Here is a 20,132-nt window from a genome sequence, read left to right as displayed (position 1 = left end):
TGCGCAGCTTGCCGAAGCATCGTATTTTTCCCCTGTACACACCTGCGCAAAAGTTATTAACTTCCGCTAAATAGACAGTAAGGGACAACGCATGCGCGTATTACTCATTGAAGACGATAAGCTCATTGGTGATGGATTAAAAGCCGGACTCACCAAAATGGGCTTTACTGTCGACTGGTTCACCGATGGCCAGCAAGGCCAGTCGGCACTTGGTCTGGCTCCTTACGATGCAGCAGTTCTCGATTTAAGCCTGCCAGGAATCGACGGGCTGGATATTCTAAAAACATGGCGTCGTAGTGGCCAAACTGAACCGGTACTCATTCTAACTGCCAGAGACACGCTGGAACAACGGGTTGAGGGGTTGCAGCTCGGTGCCGATGATTACTTGTGTAAACCCTTTGCGTTAATAGAAGTTGCCACCCGGCTGCAGGTTTTAATTCGTCGTAATCATGGGCAAGCACAATCGACGTTATTCCATGCAGGGGTTGAGCTCGACCCGATTAAATTAACCGTCACTCGCGATGGAGGGTCGTTGCAGTTAAAACCCAAAGAGTTTGCCTTGCTGGAATTATTCATGCGTAACGCCGGGCGCGTATTACCACGCACACTTATTGAAGAAAAACTTTATAACTGGGATGACGACGTTTCCCGAAACGCTCTGGAAGTACACATCCATCATTTACGCCGCAAACTCGGTAGCGGCTTTATTCGCACAGTGCACGGAATTGGTTATACGTTGGGCGAAGAATGATAAAAACACTGACTCAAAGTTTACGCGCCAGATTAATTGCCGGGTACATTTTGCTGACCCTTGTAGCATGGGTTGGCGCAAGCATTGCCGCCTGGCATCAAACCAGTAAAACGCTAAACAAACTGTTTGACACTCAGCAGGTGCTGTTTGCTAAACGCCTGAGTGCATTAGAACTGGATGGCGTGCAAGGTGATGCACAATTACCGCGCACTAAAACCATGATTTCCAACCATCGTGGTAAGCAAGACGACGACACGCTGGCCTTCGCCATATATACCGCCGATGGAAAGCTGTTACTCAACGATGGAGACAATGGCCGCAACCTCATCTGGCGCTACCAGCGCGACGGATTTACAGACGGAAAACTAGCTGGCGACGACGATATGTGGCGCATGGTGTGGGTCACCACACCAGATGGGAAATATCGGATTGTGGTGGGACAGGAATGGGAGTATCGGGAAGATCTGGCGCTGGATATTGTATTGTCGCAGATCACCCCATGGCTTATCGCGCTACCGCTGATTTTACTACTACTCGTATGGTTGGTTAGCCGCGCCCTTGCCCCACTTCACAAACTAGCGAATCAGTTACGTACCCGCAAACCTGACGATGACCGCGAGCTCCCGACCCAAACCTTGCCACAAGAAGTACGGCCACTGGTTATGGCACTCAATCAGCTCTTTTCGCGCACCGGGGAATTGATGCAGCGCGAACGGCGTTTTACCTCCGATGCAGCACACGAACTGCGCAGCCCTCTTGCCGCATTAAAAGTGCAGGCCGAAGTCGCGCAGCTTGCGCAGCATGACGAGCCAGTACGCGATCATGCCCTCAATAATCTCAGTGCGGGAATCGATCGCGCCACTCGCCTGGTTGATCAGTTGCTGACGCTATCACGCCTGGACTCTTTAGCGAGTTTGGATGATGTGCAGGAAGTCGCCTTTCAACTCTTGCTGCAAAATGCCGTGATGGACGCCTGGCACGAGGCACTACGTGCAGGTATTGATATTCGTCTTGATGTACAAGACCCGAGCGTGAAACGTCAGGGGCAACCGTTGTTGCTAAGTTTAATGGTCAGAAACTTGCTGGATAACGCTATACGTTACAGCCCGCGCGGTTGCGTGGTAGACGTCGTTCTGCAAAGTCACGAAATAACGATTACTGACAACGGGCCAGGCGTCAGTCCGGAGTTTTTAACTTCATTGGGTGAACGGTTCTTCCGCCCACCAGGACAGGAAAAAACCGGCAGCGGGCTGGGGTTATCTATAGTGCGGCGCATTGCTTCTTTGCATGGAATGCAAGCTCTCTTTATGAACACCAGTAGCGGCGGTTTCGAGGTTCGGATACGTTGGTAAAAAGGGTTTCACATTCGAATTATTGCGTTTTTAGCAAAAGTCTTTGCCTGTATGCGGCATTTTACAGTGACATTGATCACGGTACACTCCGCGCCATACGCAATAATTCGAGGACTAACTATGAGCAACATTCTGATTATCAATGGCGCGAAAAAATTCGCCCACTCAAACGGCCAACTTAATGACACCCTGACCGACGTCGCGGAAAGTTTTTTGCGCGACCTCGGGCATGATGTTTTGGTGACGCGTACCGACAGCGAGTACGACGTCAAAGAAGAAGTCGAAAAATATCTGTGGGCCGATACCGTGATTTACCAAATGCCGGGCTGGTGGATGGGCGCGCCGTGGACCATGAAAAAATACATCGATGATGTATTTACTGAGGGTCATGGTTCTCTGTATGCCAGCGATGGCCGTACCCGTTCAGACGCTGAGAAAAAATACGGTTCCGGTGGTCTGATTCAGGGCAAAACTTATATGCTTTCCCTGACCTGGAACGCCCCGTTACAAGCCTTTGAAGACAAAGAGCAGTTCTTCCATGGCGTGGGTGTTGATGGCGTTTATCTGCCATTCCATAAAGCTAACCAGTTCCTCGGTATGGAAGGCCTGCCGACCTTTATCGCTAACGATGTGATGAAAGTCCCTGATGTTCCGCGTTTTATCGCAGAATACCGCGAGCATCTCGGCCAAATTTTTGCTTAACTGTTGCCGTGTTTAAATGAAGGAGTCAGTCATGCTAACAGTAATAGCTGAAATTCGTACCCGTCCAGGCGCCCATCATCGCCAGGCGGTGATAGATGCTTTTGCAAAAATTATTCCTACTGTGCTCGAAGAAGAAGGTTGCTTCGGTTATGCGCCGCTGGTGGATCATAATGCGCAAGTCGCCTTCCAGACAGCCGCACCAGATTCCGTGTTTATGCTGGAAAAATGGGAAACTGTGGCTCACCTTGAAGCCCATCTGCAAACCCCGCATATGAAAGCTCACAGTGCCGCTGTCAAAGACGATGTTCTGGATGTTCATATCCATATTCTGGAAGACGCGATTAAGTAATCAGCTGACGACGAAATAACGGGAGCGGTGTTTACACCTGCTCCTTTTTTTGGCTGCAAGATTCGCATTTCTTAATATCTGCTAAGCTACCTTTTACCCCAAGTTTGTAGCGAGGCAAGAAATGAAAACGAATATGGTTTCCGATAAAGTTCTAAAACTAGCCAGTTTTAATCTTAATCTGTTAACCACTTTTTGTTTGATTTACTCGACACGAAGCATTACTGAAGTCTCTGAAATTCTTGAGGTCACCCCACCGTCTGTTAGCCATGCCTTACGAAAGTTACGTCTTCATTTCGAAGACCCTTTATTTATTCGCCATGGAAACACCATCGCCCCCACAGTATTTGCCGATGACCTTTACACTCAGCTAAAACAAACTTTAGAAATAATGAGTGATTCCATAGCCAGAAGTAAGCAAACCAATAAACGAGAAACATGGGTTATCTATTCTCCATTCTCTGTCGCTGTGCATAACTTGTCATCTGCATTAATTAAAATAAAGCTGGCAAAACTTAACTTTAAAATAAAATACATCGAAACTATTCTCGGCATTCCCGATGCTGTGGGTTTGCTTAATTTGCGTAAAGCTGATTTAGTTTTCTCAGGTGCACCGGTCGTCAGTACCACATTAACCTGCGTCTTATTCTGTGAATTAACACCAGTGCTAGTGTGCCGCCAGGATAATCCTTTTCAAAAAACATCGATTAGCATTGACGATTTAAAAAATATGGATATGGTCACCCATCTCACCGGTGATGAAATGATTTATCAGCGTAAACAATCTTTGCTGGCAACCTTGAAAAATGCCCAGGTTGCCTTTGAAACTAATTCGATATTGATGCTTCTCACCCTACTGTCGGAAACCGATTGTATTGGCTTCATCACCCAGGATGCCTTTACTCGTTATCGGGATATTTTCAAATTAAGGCAATTAACACCCTTATTCCCGGTACAGAAAATTAGCGTCTATCTGGTCTATCGAAAAGAACTGGAGAAGAAAGCCAGTTTCATGCAGTTTTTGGAGGCAATGAAGAATAATTAGGTTATTGAAAGCAATGCCATTAATAAACAACACAACAGCGCAATAATAAAACTAAATCCGCAATTAAACCCGAGTAATCCCATATCTAATTACTGGCCGTATAATGCCTGCGTCCCAGACAGATAAATATCAATCACTTCCATTCCCTGACACGGTTTTATTTCTATTTAATACCGTGCAACTGTCATGCAATGAATTACTGCCGATTTACCGCGGAGAACAATGACATTCCCTTAGCGAGGCCCGGCATATTCAAACCAGACTATCGTAGAGGCACTCGTATGAAAATTATTAAGATATCGCCCGCTAACATCTCCCATAACCGCCACAAAATTGTGCTTAAAACCTCCGCCGGATTAATCGTTGGTGTGCTGAGTTTTGGTTGTGTTGACGTCAGTGCTACCGAAAGGTTGGTGAATACTATTGGTACTGCCGGGATTTGTACCCGGGGTTTATACAATGATGAAACGATAAAAATGAGCGTTGCCAATACCGCAGGTATCAAAATGGGCGACGGCGGGATTGTTTCATTGGCCAGAGGTAGCATCAAGAATAATGCCGTTTCGGCTGCAGGTTCCAAAGACCAAATCGGTGTGCACGTATTTGCTACAAGCGGTGTCGATTTAATGGAAACCGAGGTATTGCTCGACCCCAAAACGCTGGCAGGTGCAACCATCACCGCCAATGATATGACCGCAATGCTGGTGGAATCAGGGGGGCATCTCAACCTCAAAGACTCGGCAGTCACCGTAGGCGGCGGGGCGAAGGGAAATAATAACCGCGCCATTGTGGTGTCAGGAGCTGGTTCGCAGGCCGTGCTGGATCATTCCAAAGTACAAACTGCCTCCTGGGGAACGGTGGGCATCACGGTGACACAAGGCGGTGCAGTCAAGCTGACTAATAGCAGTGAAGTCCTGACCACGGGAGCCAGAAGTACAACAACTGGAGGAAGCCACGGTGTGTATGTCAGCGGCACGGATAGCAGGCTAAATGCTGAAAATGCCACCATCAGCACACTTGGAGCCTCAGCCTACGGAATCAAAGCACAAGACAGCAGCCAAATTACTCTCCAAGAAACTGCCATTGATACAGCAGGAGTTTACGGCCACGGCGTACTTTTAGATGGGGCAACAACGCACGGCGACATTGATGGCGGTTCGATTCAAACAGCTGGCAAAGGTGCAGTCGGTGTCTGGGCAAGAACTGGCGCAACGGCAACGCTGCATGATGGCACGGCCATCACCACTACCGGTGCCGCAGCGTCAGCAACCACGCCAGTGGACAATGAAAAGTCCCTCAGTATAAGTCATGTGTTGTTGGCAAGTGACAGCGCGACATCTATCCGCGGAAAGGGTCTACAACTCACCACCACCGCAGCGAGTGCCAGCGCCGCAAGAGCTGAAGACAATGCCCGTATTAGCTTGCAGGATAGTACGATAGAAAGTACCGGCAATGCCTCGAGCACAACCACAACCGCTGCGCTGCATGCGCTTTCTGGCGCAAACATCTCTGGTTCAAATCTGACAATAAACGTTTCTGGCGTAAACCAGGGTGGGAGCCGCGCTGAAGGGGAAAACAGTGCCATCTCCCTTGCTAATAGCACTATCAACGTCAGCGGCCAGGGAAATGCGTTGCACTCAACGGCAGCAGCGCGGGCCCTGGCTGGCGCCTCTGTTTCTGTCATAAACTCCCAAATCAGTACTTCCGGGATGCAAAGCCACGGTATCTCAGTAGAAGGTTCCGGTTCGCATACGCAGGTCAGTGGTACAACGATAGAAACACGCGGCGCACGCAGCTCTGGAATGAATATTGTTGATGGCGCTACAGCCGAGATTAGCGAAAGCAAAATAACCGCCACCGCCGCTCCTAACGCTATCGGGCCGTGGTCTCCAGGGATCTTGCTGCAAGGTGCGGGGTCCTCACTGATTTTAACAGACAGCGAAGTCTTCACCACGCAGAATCCCAGTAGTGGTATTAGCGCCAGTAACAGTAGCCAGCTTGAGGTGAACAGATCACGAATTACCACCTCGGGTAATTACGGCACCGGAATTGGGGTCGCAAATAGCACCGCGTCAATCACCCACACCCATATCAATACTTCGGGTAACGATAATGCGATGGGAATTGTGGCTGATGCTGGCGCAACGGTGAATGTGACGGGAGGAAGTGTGATGACAACAGGCAATGGCTCACCTGTGCAATCCAACCTCACCTTCCCGCATGCCGTGGCTTCCCGTAACGCCGGTTCTTTGCTGACGGTGGATGGCACCACCCTGCAGACAAAAGGTACGCAGGCTTATGGCGCAACGGCAGATGACGGTGGGAATATTATTCTGAAGAATACAACCGTCAAAACTGAGGGTGATAACTCCATCGGTTTGTATGCCGGAATTGGTGCGGCAAAACCCGGTAACGTTAGCCTGACAGCCAGTAATGTTACGATCGAGACACTCGGCAATAATGCGAGCGGCGCATTTGTCGGCCGCAAATATAAAGCAGAAACCGCTGAGATGGCGCTGGATAACGTCACGCTAAATACCCACGGCGATAACTCGCGCGGTCTCTGGGCGGAAGCAGGAGCCAATCTACACGCTAAAAATACCGTGGTTCAAACCGAAGGTGCTCATGCTGCCGGTATTCTCGCCAGCAATGGCGGGTATGTTCAGGGCGATAATATTTCTGTCGCCACCCATGGTGATAGTTCTGCTGCCCTGGCAGCCCAGGGTACAGCCACTCATCCAGGGTTAGCCACCCTCAATAACAGCATTCTGACCAGCGAGCACGGCCATGGTATTGAAACCACGGGTTATGCAGATATTGAAATGCAAAATAGCCGTGTGACGGGAGAAAGCCAGTGGTTGCAGGTAAAAAATGGGGTGATGTTGCCAGGAAATGCCAGCATCAACGCGTCAGGAAGTCTCTTCACGGGGGCTGCACTAACCGAGGAAAATGCGTTTTCTGATGTTTCATTAAACAATACCAGCCTGTGGTTTTTGACAGGCAATTCGGTGCTCAGCCAGTTGACGAATAATCAAAGCCTGATCAACTTCAGTACACCAGAAAATAACCGCTACAAGACGTTGACGGTGAATAACTATCACGGCGACAACGGAACGATTGCGTTAAACACCCATTTGCACAGCGATAATTCACCGTCGGATCAATTAGTTGTCGATGGTGGCCATGCCGACGGCTCCACCAGCCTAAAAATCACCAATACCGATGGCAGTGGCGCTCTCACTCATGGTAACGGTATCAAAGTTGTAGATGCCATTAGCGGTGCGACAACGGCAACAGAAGCTTTTAGCCTGCTCAGCAAAGTGAAAGCGGGACCGTATGAATACTCGCTTTACCGTTCAAGTGTTGATGGCAGCAATGAAGAAGCCTGGTATCTGCGCTCGCATAAGCAGTTGCCTGGCATCATTGACGATAGCGAGCTTCCTCTTCCTCTGCCGCCATCACCACCGCCAGCTGATTTCACGCCAGTAGAAGAACCGCCAGTTGATAATCTTAAACCCGAAGCGCCTGCGGCTCCTCAACAGCCGATTGCTGTGCCAGATTATCGGGCAGAAACATCGCTGTATCAGGTCATTCCTCAACAGGCATTACTGTATAGCCGGATGCTGGTCGATAGCCTGCATGAGCGAACTGGCGAACAGTTTGCCAGCGTGGAGAAAATCACTGAGGCAACCGAATCGCCACATATGAGTTGGGGACGGGTGATTTTTAAAAATGGGAAATCCGACTTTGATGGCCCGCAGTCTCGATTCTCATTGAGCGCCATTCAGTTAGGCATTGATTTGTATCGTGAAAGTAAAGATGACGGGAGTTCAAATTTTGCTGGAGTGCTTGGTAATATCGGCAAAATGAGCAGCAAAGTCACTGATACTGACAACGAGTTTGCCGGGCGTAATACCCTGAAATCATGGGGGTTAGGCGGTTACTGGACGCACTTCACACCAAAGGGAAGCTATCTGGATGCCGTCGCCCAATACAACCGACTGTATGTTGAATCCAACCCCACCGATCTCAGCCCAATGAAAACCAAAGGATATGGTTTAAGTGCCTCGCTGGAAGCGGGTTATCCGTGGCAGCCGGACGCTGACGTACAGCGCTTTATTGAGCCTCAGGCCCAGTTGATTTACTCAAAAGTGAAACTGGATAACACCCATGACGAGGCATCTGCGGTTAAATTCGGTAACGCAGATTCCCTGACCGGGCGTCTGAGCCTGCGCGTCCATCAGACCTGGCATCATGATGATAAACAAAAAGTGGAGGAGGAGCGCACCAGAACGACGGCCTGGGTACGTCCGGGGATCCTGCATGAATTCAGAGGAGAAACAAAGACCGTATTTTCTTCTCAACAAGGCGACATTCCATTCGTCACCAACAGCGCCGGAACATGGGGTCAATTAAATGCGGGCGTTGATCATCAGATCAATGAGTCAGTTTCACTCACCGGTTCTTTAAGCGTAGAGAAGTCGTTTGAAGGGGACAGCATCAATTACGGCGGGATTGCGGGTGTAAAAATTAAGTTCTGATAAGGGAAAGAACTGGCGTTTTTATCAGGCGGGGATGTATTGCATCACCCGCCTGATACGATAATTAGACTTCAATATCAGCCATGTCGCCTTTATCTTGCAGCCAATTGCGTCGATCTTCAGAACGCTTTTTAGCTAGCAACATATCCATAATTGCCATGGTTTTATCGTTATCTTCATCGTCAATCGTAAGCTGTACCAGGCGGCGAGTATTGGGATCGAGCGTCGTTTCACGTAATTGCAGTGGGTTCATCTCACCCAGCCCTTTAAAGCGCTGCACGTTCGGTTTCCCTTTCTTACGTTTAAGTTGCTCGAGCACGCCGGCTTTCTCTTCTTCGTCCAGCGCGTAGTAAACCTCTTTGCCCAAATCGATGCGGTACAACGGTGGCATCGCCACATAGACGTGACCCCCGCGAACCAGAGAGCGGAAGTGGCGCACGAACAGCGCGCATAACAACGTTGCAATGTGCAGACCATCGGAGTCCGCATCCGCCAGGATACAAACTTTGCCGTAACGCAACTGGCTCAGATCTTCACTGTCCGGATCGATGCCGATCGCTACCGAAATATCGTGCACTTCTTGCGATGCAAGCACTTCATCGGAAGATACTTCCCAGGTATTAAGGATCTTACCTTTCAGCGGCATGATCGCCTGGTATTCGCGGTCACGGGCCTGCTTGGCAGAACCGCCTGCAGAATCCCCTTCCACCAGGAACAATTCAGTACGACTCAAATCTTGCGCGGAGCAGTCGGCCAGTTTTCCAGGTAATGCCGGGCCGCTGGTTAGCTTTTTACGCACCACTTTTTTAGCGGCACGCATACGGCGTTGAGCACTGGAAATCGCCAGTTCTGCGAGTTGTTCCGCCACTTGAATATTCTGGTTCAGCCACAAGCTGAAGGCATCTTTAACGACACCGGAAACAAAGGCGGCACACTGGCGTGATGAGAGGCGCTCTTTGGTTTGCCCGGCAAACTGCGGATCCTGCATTTTCACTGACAGCACGTAGGCGCAACGTTCCCAGATATCTTCCGCTGAGAGTTTCACGCCGCGCGGCAGAATGTTGCGGTATTCGCAAAATTCACGCATCGCATCCAACAACCCCTGACGCAGACCGTTGACGTGAGTACCGCCCTGCATGGTTGGGATCAGGTTAACGTAGCTTTCTGTCAGCAGTTCGCCGCCTTCTGGCAGCCATAACAGCGCCCAATCAACCTGTTCAACATCACCGGCATAATTGCCGACAAATGGTGATTCAGGGAGCGTCGGTAAGCCGTTAATCGCTTCGCACAGGTAATCTTTCAGGCCATCCTGATAACACCAACGCTGCTCGGTATTGTTCACTTTGTCAGTAAAAGTGATTTCAACACCAGGGCACAATACTGCTTTGGCTTTCAGCAAATGGCTTAAACGGGAAACGGAAAAACGTGGGCTGTCGAAGAATGAGGCATCTGGCCAGAAGTGAACGCTGGTGCCGGTATTACGTTTGCCGCAGGTCCCGACCACCGCCAGTTCCTCGACTTTATCGCCATTTTCAAAAGCGATACTGTAAACCTGCGCATCACGACGCACCGTGACTTCGACACGTTTTGACAAGGCGTTAACCACCGAAATGCCAACACCGTGCAAACCACCAGAGAACTGGTAGTTTTTATTGGAGAATTTACCGCCCGCGTGCAGACGACAAAGAATGAGTTCTACAGCCGGAACACCCTCTTCCGGGTGGATATCTACCGGCATGCCTCGCCCGTCATCAATGACTTCTAATGACTGATCGGCATGGAGAATAACATCAACACGCTTCGCATGACCTGCCAGCGCTTCATCCACGCTGTTATCAATGACTTCCTGACCCAAATGGTTTGGACGGGTGGTGTCGGTGTACATCCCGGGGCGGCGGCGAACAGGCTCAAGCCCGGTGAGTACCTCAATGGCATCGGCGTTATAACTGGATTGCGTCATGGTTTATTCGTTCAGATTGCGAAACAGGAATTCGACATCAGGCATTAATGCAGGCCCAGGAAGTCGATGATCTGTGAGAAATAATCTTCGAAGCCTACAAAGGCGTGATTGCCACCGGACTCTACCGTCTGTCGACAGGGGGTGTAGTACGCCACCGCCTGGCGGTAATCAAGCACTTCGTCACCCGTTTGCTGTAACAACCAGATGAGATCTGGCGCTTCTAACGGGTCAACTTGCATGACTTTAAGATCGTAAATATGGCGTGACTCTAGCACATATTGCTGCCCGGTGTAGGGGTTCTCGTTGGTGCCCAGATAATCGACAAGCAATTCAAAAGGCCGTACCGCAGGGTTTACCACTACCGCTGGCAGCATAAAACATTGCGCTAACCAGGTGGCGTAATAACCACCTAAAGAGGAGCCAACAACCCCCAGAGGTTCACCGCCATGCTTGAGTACCAGCGACTCCAGCAGCTCTGCCGCATCGGCAGGATACGGAGGGAGCTCTGGGATAATCATATTGATGTGCGGATGGTTCTGCGCAAGCCAGGCCTGCAAGCTGGTAGCCTTAGCGGAACGCGGCGAACTGTTGAAACCGTGTAAGTAAAGTAGCGTTGACATCAATACCCTTCTGAAGCGGTATCAGGGTTGAACACCGCACCTTTCAGGCGGCAAACCTCAGTGGTCACTTCACCGTTTGGATGAAGTTCCAGCCAACGCCAACCTGGTTCAATAGTGTCGAGCGTGAAGTTTGAGCAGTGCGGCTTAAATTGCACACAAGTGGATGGCGTCGCCAGCATTCGTCTGCCGTTCCAGTCCAAATCTAGCTCCTGGTGAATATGACCGCACACCAGAGTTTTCACTTTCGGGAATTTTTGCAGAACGTTATCCAACTCTGCGGCGTTGCGCAGGCTATGTTGGTCAAGCCAGCTACAACCCGCAGGAACAGGATGATGATGCAGCAATAGCAGCGTATGGCGTTCAGGTTCAGCGGCGAGTTTACGCTCCAGCCAGTCGAGCTGATAATCGCTCAGTTCACCATGTGGGACGCCAAATACCTGGCTGTCGAGCAGCAGGATTTGCCAGTTATCACCGAGGAAAACTTGCTTCGCAGGTGAAATCCCTGCTTCCAGCAACGAGCTAAACATGGCTGGCTGGAAATCGTGATTGCCTGGCAGCCAAACGCAGGGCGCAGGAATCTCCGCAATGCCTTCAACAAAATGCTGGTAGGCCTGCGCACTGTGATCCTGGGCTAAATCCCCAGTAGCTACAATTAGGTCATACTGACGCTGCTCAGCGAGGATGGCGGCAATAACAGCCTGATAGCTCATCCAGGTATTGATACCAAGCAGCGTTTCGTTCTTTCCAGAGAACAGGTGGGTATCGGTAATTTGCAAGATCCTGATCTGGCCCCCACCGGCCACAGGAAGATTTAACAGGCTTTCCAAATGGTGTCCTTAGGTTTCACCCTCACTAACAAACCGGAACCGCCATCGCTCCATGCGCTAAACAATACCGCAGCCAATCGGCTAGAAACTGATTAATTTGATGCTTTTCGTCGCGTTGATGCAACTTTTTATTAGGATAATCATACCGTGCTTTGAAACGAAAGATCTGCTGACTTGAACACACTTCCGCGACCATGGCGTCATGATAAAGCCTGACCGACATCGACGGTAAGCTCCAGTAGCTTATCGCCGGAACAGTTTGTTCGATTTGTACTAGTGTCGTGTAACGTGTCGACTCAAGGATAGAGAGTCGATATTGAGCGCTACTTACCTGATAAGTGACTTTTTCACCCACTTCGTCATGACGAGGAAGCAAGCGTCGGAGTTGCGCGAAATTGGTTTCGCACAGGCGCATCATTTCAGGGAAGTCAGGTGTATAGCGCTTCATATTTATCGATTCCACTCTTCTCTTAATTTCTCATGATGCAATTGCAGCCAAAGCAGTGCAATGACTGAAGCCGCGTTGTCGATTTTCCCTTCTTCTACTAACTGATAAGCCTGTTCCCGGCTCACGACATGAACACGAATGTCTTCGTTTTCATCTGCCAGACCATGTATGCCATTCGCGGTGGTAGCGTCGACTTCCCCAACCAGGATCGATAAACGCTCGCTGGTCCCCCCAGGACTTGCCAGGTAGTTGATAACCGGTTTGGTGCGACCGACAATCACTCCAGCTTCTTCAGTTGCTTCACGACGCGCAACGTCCTCGACGCTTTCACCTTCTTCAATCATTCCCGCAACAAGTTCGAGCAGCCACGGGCTTTCACTGGTGTCGTACGCGGCAATCCGAATCTGTTCAATTAAGACAACTTCGTCTCGCACAGGGTCATAGGGTAGCAGTACTGCGGCGTGCCCGCGTTCTAAAATTTCACGGCAAATTTCGCCACTCATTTCGCCATTAAACAAGCGATGGCGGAAGCGATAAAGATCCAGAGAAAAAAAACCGCTATAAAGCGTTTCCCGTGCAATAATTTCAACATCGTTTTTGGCTAATGTGACGAGTTGACTGTTTTGCTTAGTCATGATGGGTTCCTGATTTTGATGGTTATGAAATGAGTAATTTCAAGCCAGTTTGACTGCCGTTTCATTTCCTATGTGATAGATTGATGAAAATTAAGAGTCAATGGCACATTACGCCAAGCACCTGAGCTGGCGGACTCTGCTAAAATCGACGATCATTTCCGGCTCTTGTCAGCGCTTACAAATAATTTTTTGCTTCACAACAAGGAATGCAAATGAAGAAACTGCTCCCAATTCTTATCGGTCTGAGCCTAACGGGTTTCAGTGCCATGAGCCAGGCAGAAAACCTGATGCAGGTTTATCAGCAGGCACGTTTAAGCAACCCGGACTTGCGCAAATCCGCTGCTGACCGTGATGCCGCATTCGAAAAAATTAACGAAGCACGTAGCCCGTTACTGCCACAACTTGGCCTTGGTGCTGATTATGAATACACCAATGGTTTTAGCGATGCGAATGGCATCGACTCCAGGGCAGCGAGTGCCTCTTTGCAATTGACGCAAACCATTTTTGATATGTCGAAATGGCGTGCGCTTACCCTGCAAGAGAAATCAGCCGGTATTCAAGATGTCACTTATCAGACAGACCAACAAACACTGATTCTGAATACTGCAACAGCCTACTTTAATGTATTGAGTGCGATTGATGCACTGTCCTTCACTGAAGCACAGAAACAGGCTATTTATCGTCAGTTGGATCAAACCACTCAGCGCTTTAACGTTGGCCTGGTCGCCATTACCGATGTACAGAACGCCCGTGCGCAATACGATAACGTATTAGCAAACGAAGTCACTGCACGAAACAATCTGGATAACGCGGTAGAAACGCTGCGCCAGGTGACCGGTAATTACTATCCATCTTTGGCATCACTGAATGTAGACGGCTTCAAAACCAACAAACCGGATGGCGTGAATAATCTGCTGAAAGAAGCGGAAAAACGTAACCTGGCATTGTTGCAAGCACGTCTGTCTCAGGACCTGGCTCGCGAGCAAATTCGCTACGCAGAAACTGGCCACATGCCAACCGTGGGTTTGACCGCTTCTACTGGTGTTTCCGATACCAGCTACAGTGGTTCTAAAACCAATAGTTCTCAGTACAACGACAGCGATATGGGCCAGAATAAAATCGGCCTGAACTTCTCCTTGCCACTGTACACTGGCGGTTCTGTTAACTCTCAAGTAAAACAAGCGCAATACAACTTTGTTGGCGCAAGTGAGCAGCTTGAAAGCGCGCATCGTAGCGTAGTGCAAACAGTTCGCTCTTCGTTCAACAACGTTAATGCGTCCATCAGTACCATCAACGCTTATAAACAAGCGGTTGTGTCTGCACAAAGCTCCCTGGATGCCATGGAAGCAGGCTATTCCGTCGGTACTCGTACCATCGTTGATGTGTTGGATGCGACCACGACGCTGTATAACGCCAAGCAACAGCTCTCCAGCGCTCGTTATAACTACCTAATCAACCAGCTGAATATTAAATCAGCACTGGGTACGCTTAACGAACAGGATCTTGTAGCGTTGAATGCAACACTGGGTAAACCAGTACCAACCACGGCTGACAGCGTGGCTCCAGAAACGCCAGACCAAAATGCTCGCGCGGATGGTTATACAGCGGATAGCGAAGCAACGACTGCTACAACACCAGCACAAGCGACTCCAGCTTCTGCGACTAGCAGCAAATCAGCTAACCCATTCGGCAACTGATCAGATATTTTGGGGGTGTGGCAACATGCCCCCATCACAACTTACGCATGCGAACGTAAGGCAAAGTAAAGATCTCCCTTCCAACATCCGTCATCGCTTTAATTTCAACCATTCATCCCCTATCCTAAGCACCATAACTACTGGGCTCAGGACAGATAAATGAAACGGACAAAAATCATAAACCACGCATCGTTCCGCAAAAGCTGGAACGCCCGCCATTTGACGCCAGTCGCATTGGCTGTTACCGCTGTGTTTATGCTAGCCGGTTGCGAACAAAATGACGAAACAGTCTCCATGTATCAAAATGCGGATGACTGTTCGCAAGCCAACCCTGGCAAAAGTGCAGAATGTACGACTTCCTTTAACAACGCACTAAAAGAAGCAGAACGTACAGCGCCAAAATACGCCTCGCGTGAAGAATGTATCGCTGAGTTTGGTGAAGGCCAATGCCAGCAAGCACCAGCTCAAGCCAGCGTGGCAGGTGAGCAAGCTCAGGCACAACCACAGCAAAGCGGCAGTTTCTGGATGCCATTGATGGCCGGTTACATGATGGGCCGATTGATGGGCGGCGGGGCGGGCTTTGCGCAGCAACCTCTGTTTACTTCGAAGAACCCTGCAAGCCCTGCTTACGGTAAATATGCCGATGCCAGCGGTAAGAGCTATGGTGCCGCGACACCAGGCCGTACGACAACCGTACCGAAAACGGCAATGGCACCTAAACCTGCCACCACCAGCACTGTGACACGCGGCGGTTTCGGTGACTCAGTGGCTAAACAATCGACTATGCAGCGCAGTAGCAGCGCAACAGGTTCTTCTCGTTCCATGGGTGGCTAAGAAATTATGGAAAGAATCGCGATTACTGAGCGCCCGGACTGGCGCGAGAAAGCCACAGAATACGGTTTCAATTTTCACACCATGTACGGCGAGCCGTACTGGTGTGAAAACGCATATTACAAGCTGACGCTTCCGCAGGTAGAACGCCTAGAAGAGGTCACCGCTGAATTACATCAAATGTGCCTGAAGGTAGTGGAAAAAGTCGTGAGCAGCGATGAACTGCTGGCCAAATTCCGCATTCCTAAACACACCTGGGAATTTGTGCGTCAGTCATGGCGCACGCAACAGCCGTCACTTTACTCACGCCTGGATATTGCGTGGGATGGCGTAGGTGAACCCAAGTTGCTGGAAAACAACGCCGACACACCAACCTCTTTGTATGAAGCAGCATTCTTCCAGTGGATCTGGCTGGAAGATCAGATCCAGGCCGGTAACCTGCCAGCAGAAAGCGATCAGTTCAACAGCCTGCAAGAGAAGATCATTGAGCGTTTTGCCGAGCTGAAACAGCAACACGGTTTCAACCTGGTTCATTTTGCTTGCTGCCAGGACACAGAAGAAGATCGCGGTACCGTTCAGTATCTACAAGACTGCGCGGCTGAAGCCGAAGTGGCGAGCGAATTCGTCTACATGGAAGATATCGGTCTGGGCGAAAAAGGCCAGTTTACCGATCTGCAGGATCAGGTGATTAGCAACCTGTTCAAACTGTACCCGTGGGAGTTCATGCTGCGTGAGATGTTCTCCACCAAGCTGGAAGATGCGGGTGTACGCTGGCTGGAGCCGGCCTGGAAAAGCATTATCTCCAACAAAGCATTGCTACCAATGCTGTGGGAAATGTTCCCGGATCATCCAAATCTGCTACCTTCATATTTTGCCGAAGATAACTATCCGCCGATGGATAAATACGTGGTAAAGCCAATCTTCTCTCGCGAAGGTGCAAATGTGAAGATCATCGAAAACGGCGAAGAAATTGCCCGTGTCGATGGCCCTTACGGTGAAGAAGGTATGATCGTCCAGCAGTTCTATCAGTTACCAAAATTTGGCGACAGTTATGTGCTGATCGGCAGTTGGCTTATCAACGATCAACCTGCAGGTATTGGTATTCGTGAAGATCGCGAGTTAATCACCCAGGATCTTTCACGCTTCTATCCGCATGTGTTCGTAGAATAATTGTTTCTCCCTCTTCCTAAAGGAGAGGGAGAAACATATCAGCCGATTTGTACCGAAAGCATACTCAACGATCCCATCTCTATGCCGTCTACAGGTAACGTAATCGGCTCTTTACCATCCCACGCTCCCAGAACATACAACAACGGCAGGTAGTGATCCGGCGTTGGGTTAGATAACGATCCGCCTTCATGATCTAAGAAGTTCACCAGCGGGTGCTCGTCGACCGGCCCAAGCCATGTGAGGTTGTCTTTAACGTATTGGTTAAACGACTCAGCCCATGGATATGGTGTGTTTTCGCCGTGCCAGCGTGCGGTTCTCAGGTTATGAACCACGTTGCCACTGGCAATCAGCATGATGCCTTGATCGCGCAGTGTTGCCAGTTTTCGACCCATCTCGAAATGCCAGGCTGCTGGTTTCGTGCTGTCGATACTCAGTTGCACCATCGGGATATCAGCATTGGGGTACATCTTGATCAATACACCCCAGGAGCCATGGTCAAACCCCCAGGCTTCTTTATCCTGCATTACTGGGACAGGTGCCAGAAGATCAACTAACTGCTGCGCCAGTTCAGGCGAACCCGGTGCCGGGTAATGCGTGTCATATAACGCTTGTGGGAAACCACCGAAGTCATGAATAGTTTTTGGTGTTTCCATCGCGGTGACACCCGTGCCTTTAGTGAACCAATGCGCTGAGACCACCACAATAGCTTTTGGCCGCGGCAAGGTTTCTCCCAAATGACGCCAGGCTTGGGTATAGTGATTATCTTCCAGCACGTTCATTGGGCTACCGTGTCCGAGGAATAGCGCAGGCATTCGTTGAGTTGTCATGGTGTGTCCTTTAATCAGGTCATTCAGTTTATGAAAACTACAGTACGCGCTTTTGCACAATGAAGAACTCAGATAAGCATGATGAAGATCTTCAGGAAATTTGAATGTAAGCGATGTGTAAAGCTTCCCATCTGGCTCTCGATTTTTATCACACCGCCCATTAATATAAATGAGAATCATTATCAAAAGGAGCAATGAATGTCAGTACCCTTGATTCTGACCCTGTTAGCAGGGGGAGCCACTTTTATAGGTGCCTTTCTTGGCGTTATCGGCCAGAAACCTTCAAACCGTGTGCTGGCATTTTCTCTCGGTTTTGCAGCGGGAATTATGCTGCTTATCTCGTTAATGGAGATGTTACCCGCAGCACTTCACACACAAGGAATGTCACCCGTTTTAGGTTACGGCATGTTTATGTTGGGTTTGTTAGGCTATTTCGCTCTTGACCGCGCCCTACCCCATGCACATCCGCAAGATTTAATGGACAGTAAACCGCAGCCTCGCAATTTACGGCGTACCGCGTTGCTACTGACCCTCGGCATTAGTCTGCATAACTTCCCGGAAGGTGTTGCGACATTTGTGACGGCAAGCAGTAACCTGGAGTTAGGGATGGGAATTGCGCTCGCCGTTGCGTTGCACAACATCCCAGAAGGATTAGCGGTTGCAGGCCCGGTGTACGCGGCAACGGGATCGAAACGCAAAGCTATTTTCTGGGCAGGGATTTCGGGTCTTGCCGAAATTCTTGGTGGTGTGCTGGCCTGGCTGATTCTGGGCACAATGGTGTCGCCAGTCATCATGGCGGCTATCATGGCTGCCGTCGCAGGGATTATGGTGGCGTTATCGGTTGATGAACTGATGCCGCTTGCCAAAGAAATTGATCCCCATAACAACCCAAGTTATGGCGTGCTTTGCGGTATGGCGGTGATGGGGTTTAGTCTGACGCTGCTGCAAACCAGCGGCATTGGTTGAGGAGAAGCCCGGTTTAATCACCGGGCTTTTTGCATTTTAGCTGGCTTTGCGTTCGTGAGTCTGACGGTATTCCACCAGATCTTCAATTGTCACCACAGCCATATTGTGTTCACGTGCAAAGGTGATGCATTCAGGCGCGCGCGCCATGGTGCCATCATCGTTGGTCAATTCACACAACACACCTGCAGGTTTGAAGCCTGCCAGTGTCACCAAATCGATAGTGGCTTCTGTGTGGCCACCACGGGTTAACACGCCACCCGGTTGAGCGCGCAACGGGAACACGTGGCCCGGGCGGTTCAGGTCACTTGGTGTTGCGCCATCAGCAATCGCGGCACGCACCGTGGTAATACGGTCTGCGGCAGAAACACCGGTGGTCACGCCTTTTGCGGCTTCGATAGTCACAGTAAACCCTGTGCCATAAGCACTGGTGTTGTTCTCAACCATCATTGGCAATTCGAGTTGTTTACGGCGTTCTTCAGTCAGGCACAGGCAAACAATACCGCTACCGTGGCGAATGGTCAGAGCCATTTGCTCAACGGTCATGGTTTCGGCTGGGAAAATCATGTCGCCTTCGTTCTCGCGATCTTCATCGTCAAGAACCATTACCCCACGACCTTCACGTAATGCTTCAAGAGCATGTTCCACGCGCTGGGAAGGAGTGCCAAATGCAGAAAGGAGCGTCTGATTCATGGTAAAAAAACCTCATTAAAATTATGGTTACCAGAATCAGGGCAGTCTTAGGAGCTAAAAAAATAACGTGTGCAAGCTTACTAAAGCTTGAGCTTAGTCGTTACTCTCTCCCATCCGGACTATAACCGTCGGCTCCGGAATTACACCGGATCTGCTGACCTCCAGATTGCTCTGGAGCGCTCGCGGGCTTTCAGCGTTCACTGATTTACCGCCGGTGGGGAGTTACACCCCGCCCTGAGAATAAGCAGACTTACTATAACGCCGATGATTTTCTCTGGCAACGCCAAACCTTAGAACATTTCGGGTTTCTAACCGGCCTCACAGGCATTACAATTAGTGTTAATCGCGCAAGACAATCCCGTAAGATTATGGAAGCCACTATGATTGACCCGAAAAAAATTGAACAGATCGCACGCCAGGTCCACGAGTCAATGCCGAAAGGGATTCGTGAGTTCGGGGATGATGTTGAGAAAAAAGTACGCCAGGTTCTGCAATCTCAATTAACCCGTCTGGATCTCGTTAGCCGTGAAGAGTTTGATGTACAGACTCAAGTACTGTTACGCACCAGAGAAAAACTGGCTTTGCTGGAACAACGTTTAACCGAACTGGAAAATCGTAGCGTTCAGGCGCCTGTTGTGACTCCGCCGACAGAATCGCAAGAATAATGAATAACACTACTCTCCTGTTCGCAGGAGAGTCTTAATATATCGCCCTGCCTACATAT

The 20,132-nt window shown here is 49.8% G+C and carries 18 protein-coding genes and 1 riboswitch; of the genes, 11 read left to right on the top strand and 7 right to left on the bottom strand.

Annotation, left to right across the window (positions count from 1 at the left end; all coding sequences use genetic code 11):
• The first annotated feature begins 91 nt into the window (after nt 1-91).
• The 6 genes from qseB (at nt 92) to MES37_RS09190 (ending at nt 8,737) form a co-directional block, all read left to right on the top strand.
• Nucleotides 92-751, top strand: coding sequence for a quorum sensing response regulator transcription factor QseB (gene qseB, locus MES37_RS09215; RefSeq protein ID WP_064540080.1), 660 nt, complete (start codon nt 92-94; stop codon nt 749-751).
• A complete protein-coding gene (gene qseC / locus MES37_RS09210; RefSeq protein ID WP_202914386.1) occupies nt 748-2,103 on the top strand; it encodes a quorum sensing histidine kinase QseC in 1,356 nt (451 codons plus the stop codon). The genes qseB and qseC overlap by 4 nt, the downstream gene beginning before the upstream one ends.
• Nucleotides 2,104-2,223: 120 nt before the next feature.
• Nucleotides 2,224-2,805, top strand: coding sequence for an NAD(P)H-dependent oxidoreductase (locus MES37_RS09205; protein WP_064540084.1), 582 nt, complete (start codon nt 2,224-2,226; stop codon nt 2,803-2,805).
• A 31-nt stretch (nt 2,806-2,836) separates the two neighbouring features.
• Nucleotides 2,837-3,154: a putative quinol monooxygenase gene (locus MES37_RS09200; RefSeq protein WP_064540086.1), complete on the top strand. Its 318-nt coding sequence runs from the start codon at nt 2,837-2,839 to the stop codon at nt 3,152-3,154.
• 121 nt (nt 3,155-3,275) lie between these two features.
• Nucleotides 3,276-4,196 carry a LysR family transcriptional regulator gene (locus tag MES37_RS09195; protein ID WP_064540088.1) on the top strand — a complete coding sequence of 307 codons (921 nt, stop codon included), beginning with the start codon at nt 3,276-3,278 and terminating at the stop codon, nt 4,194-4,196.
• Between the two features lie 281 nt (nt 4,197-4,477).
• Nucleotides 4,478-8,737: an autotransporter outer membrane beta-barrel domain-containing protein gene (locus tag MES37_RS09190; RefSeq protein ID WP_237931159.1), complete on the top strand. Its 4,260-nt coding sequence runs from the start codon at nt 4,478-4,480 to the stop codon at nt 8,735-8,737.
• Between the two features lie 64 nt (nt 8,738-8,801).
• On the opposite strand, the gene parE is transcribed toward MES37_RS09190, so the two are convergent.
• From parE to nudF, 5 genes are read right to left on the bottom strand one after another with little or no spacing between them, the layout of a single operon-like run.
• Nucleotides 8,802-10,697 (bottom strand): DNA topoisomerase IV subunit B, encoded by a 1,896-nt coding sequence (gene parE, locus MES37_RS09185; RefSeq protein ID WP_064540092.1) that lies wholly within the window; start codon nt 10,695-10,697, stop codon nt 8,802-8,804.
• A gap of 44 nt (nt 10,698-10,741) precedes the next feature.
• Nucleotides 10,742-11,317 carry an esterase YqiA gene (gene yqiA / locus MES37_RS09180; RefSeq protein ID WP_064540094.1) on the bottom strand — a complete coding sequence of 192 codons (576 nt, stop codon included), beginning with the start codon at nt 11,315-11,317 and terminating at the stop codon, nt 10,742-10,744.
• Nucleotides 11,317-12,144 (bottom strand): 3',5'-cyclic-AMP phosphodiesterase, encoded by an 828-nt coding sequence (gene cpdA, locus MES37_RS09175; RefSeq protein WP_064540096.1) that lies wholly within the window; start codon nt 12,142-12,144, stop codon nt 11,317-11,319. The genes yqiA and cpdA overlap by 1 nt, the downstream gene beginning before the upstream one ends.
• Before the next feature lie 25 nt (nt 12,145-12,169).
• On the bottom strand, nt 12,170-12,592 hold the full coding sequence (locus MES37_RS09170; RefSeq protein ID WP_064540098.1) for a DUF1249 family protein: 423 nt from the start codon (nt 12,590-12,592) through the stop codon (nt 12,170-12,172).
• Between the two features lie 2 nt (nt 12,593-12,594).
• Nucleotides 12,595-13,227 (bottom strand): ADP-ribose diphosphatase, encoded by a 633-nt coding sequence (nudF, locus tag MES37_RS09165; protein ID WP_064540100.1) that lies wholly within the window; start codon nt 13,225-13,227, stop codon nt 12,595-12,597.
• Nucleotides 13,228-13,439: 212 nt separating this feature from the next.
• Between nudF and tolC the strand changes: the two genes are divergently transcribed.
• The 3 genes from tolC (at nt 13,440) to MES37_RS09150 (ending at nt 16,925) form a co-directional block, all read left to right on the top strand.
• Nucleotides 13,440-14,924 (top strand): outer membrane channel protein TolC, encoded by a 1,485-nt coding sequence (gene tolC / locus MES37_RS09160; RefSeq protein WP_064540101.1) that lies wholly within the window; start codon nt 13,440-13,442, stop codon nt 14,922-14,924.
• 159 nt (nt 14,925-15,083) lie between these two features.
• Nucleotides 15,084-15,758 carry a DUF1190 family protein gene (locus tag MES37_RS09155; protein ID WP_064540103.1) on the top strand — a complete coding sequence of 225 codons (675 nt, stop codon included), beginning with the start codon at nt 15,084-15,086 and terminating at the stop codon, nt 15,756-15,758.
• 6 nt (nt 15,759-15,764) lie between these two features.
• Nucleotides 15,765-16,925, top strand: a complete 1,161-nt coding sequence (locus MES37_RS09150) for a glutathionylspermidine synthase family protein (RefSeq protein WP_237931157.1) — start codon at nt 15,765-15,767, stop codon at nt 16,923-16,925.
• A 38-nt stretch (nt 16,926-16,963) separates the two neighbouring features.
• Here the strand turns inward: MES37_RS09150 and ygiD are convergent, their stop codons facing one another.
• Nucleotides 16,964-17,752 (bottom strand): 4,5-DOPA dioxygenase extradiol, encoded by a 789-nt coding sequence (ygiD, locus tag MES37_RS09145; protein ID WP_237931154.1) that lies wholly within the window; start codon nt 17,750-17,752, stop codon nt 16,964-16,966.
• A gap of 198 nt (nt 17,753-17,950) precedes the next feature.
• On the opposite strand from ygiD, the gene zupT reads away from it, so the two are divergent.
• Nucleotides 17,951-18,718 carry a zinc transporter ZupT gene (gene zupT, locus MES37_RS09140; RefSeq protein WP_064540110.1) on the top strand — a complete coding sequence of 256 codons (768 nt, stop codon included), beginning with the start codon at nt 17,951-17,953 and terminating at the stop codon, nt 18,716-18,718.
• A 36-nt stretch (nt 18,719-18,754) separates the two neighbouring features.
• Here zupT and ribB read toward each other — a convergent pair whose 3' ends face one another.
• Nucleotides 18,755-19,408: a 3,4-dihydroxy-2-butanone-4-phosphate synthase gene (gene ribB, locus MES37_RS09135; protein ID WP_121814337.1), complete on the bottom strand. Its 654-nt coding sequence runs from the start codon at nt 19,406-19,408 to the stop codon at nt 18,755-18,757.
• A 98-nt stretch (nt 19,409-19,506) separates the two neighbouring features.
• A riboswitch (FMN riboswitch) is annotated at nt 19,507-19,654 on the bottom strand.
• Between the two features lie 134 nt (nt 19,655-19,788).
• Here ribB and ubiK point away from each other — a divergent pair.
• A complete protein-coding gene (ubiK, locus tag MES37_RS09130; RefSeq protein WP_064540114.1) occupies nt 19,789-20,073 on the top strand; it encodes a ubiquinone biosynthesis accessory factor UbiK in 285 nt (94 codons plus the stop codon).
• Nucleotides 20,074-20,132 lie beyond the last annotated feature (59 nt).

Origin of the sequence: Buttiauxella sp. S19-1, assembly GCF_022134725.1 — a bacterium.
GTDB classification, from domain to species: Bacteria; Pseudomonadota; Gammaproteobacteria; order Enterobacterales; family Enterobacteriaceae; genus Buttiauxella; species Buttiauxella ferragutiae.
The sequence above is the reverse complement of the archived record's forward strand: the minus strand, read 5'-3'. Positions and strand labels throughout refer to the sequence as shown.

Excerpts from the sequence above, each read along its gene's own strand:
- qseB (WP_064540080.1), top strand. The coding sequence starts at position 92 with ATGCGCGTATTACTCATTGAAGACGATAAGCTCATTGGTGATGGATTA.
- qseC (WP_202914386.1), top strand. The coding sequence starts at position 748 with ATGATAAAAACACTGACTCAAAGTTTACGCGCCAGATTAATTGCCGGG.
- MES37_RS09205 (WP_064540084.1), top strand. The coding sequence starts at position 2,224 with ATGAGCAACATTCTGATTATCAATGGCGCGAAAAAATTCGCCCACTCA.
- MES37_RS09200 (WP_064540086.1), top strand. The coding sequence starts at position 2,837 with ATGCTAACAGTAATAGCTGAAATTCGTACCCGTCCAGGCGCCCATCAT.
- MES37_RS09195 (WP_064540088.1), top strand. The coding sequence starts at position 3,276 with ATGAAAACGAATATGGTTTCCGATAAAGTTCTAAAACTAGCCAGTTTT.
- MES37_RS09190 (WP_237931159.1), top strand. The coding sequence starts at position 4,478 with ATGAAAATTATTAAGATATCGCCCGCTAACATCTCCCATAACCGCCAC.
- parE (WP_064540092.1), bottom strand. The coding sequence starts at position 10,697 with ATGACGCAATCCAGTTATAACGCCGATGCCATTGAGGTACTCACCGGG.
- yqiA (WP_064540094.1), bottom strand. The coding sequence starts at position 11,317 with ATGTCAACGCTACTTTACTTACACGGTTTCAACAGTTCGCCGCGTTCC.
- MES37_RS09170 (WP_064540098.1), bottom strand. The coding sequence starts at position 12,592 with ATGAAGCGCTATACACCTGACTTCCCTGAAATGATGCGCCTGTGCGAA.
- nudF (WP_064540100.1), bottom strand. The coding sequence starts at position 13,227 with ATGACTAAGCAAAACAGTCAACTCGTCACATTAGCCAAAAACGATGTT.
- tolC (WP_064540101.1), top strand. The coding sequence starts at position 13,440 with ATGAAGAAACTGCTCCCAATTCTTATCGGTCTGAGCCTAACGGGTTTC.
- MES37_RS09155 (WP_064540103.1), top strand. The coding sequence starts at position 15,084 with ATGAAACGGACAAAAATCATAAACCACGCATCGTTCCGCAAAAGCTGG.
- MES37_RS09150 (WP_237931157.1), top strand. The coding sequence starts at position 15,765 with ATGGAAAGAATCGCGATTACTGAGCGCCCGGACTGGCGCGAGAAAGCC.
- ygiD (WP_237931154.1), bottom strand. The coding sequence starts at position 17,752 with ATGACAACTCAACGAATGCCTGCGCTATTCCTCGGACACGGTAGCCCA.
- zupT (WP_064540110.1), top strand. The coding sequence starts at position 17,951 with ATGTCAGTACCCTTGATTCTGACCCTGTTAGCAGGGGGAGCCACTTTT.
- ribB (WP_121814337.1), bottom strand. The coding sequence starts at position 19,408 with ATGAATCAGACGCTCCTTTCTGCATTTGGCACTCCTTCCCAGCGCGTG.
- ubiK (WP_064540114.1), top strand. The coding sequence starts at position 19,789 with ATGATTGACCCGAAAAAAATTGAACAGATCGCACGCCAGGTCCACGAG.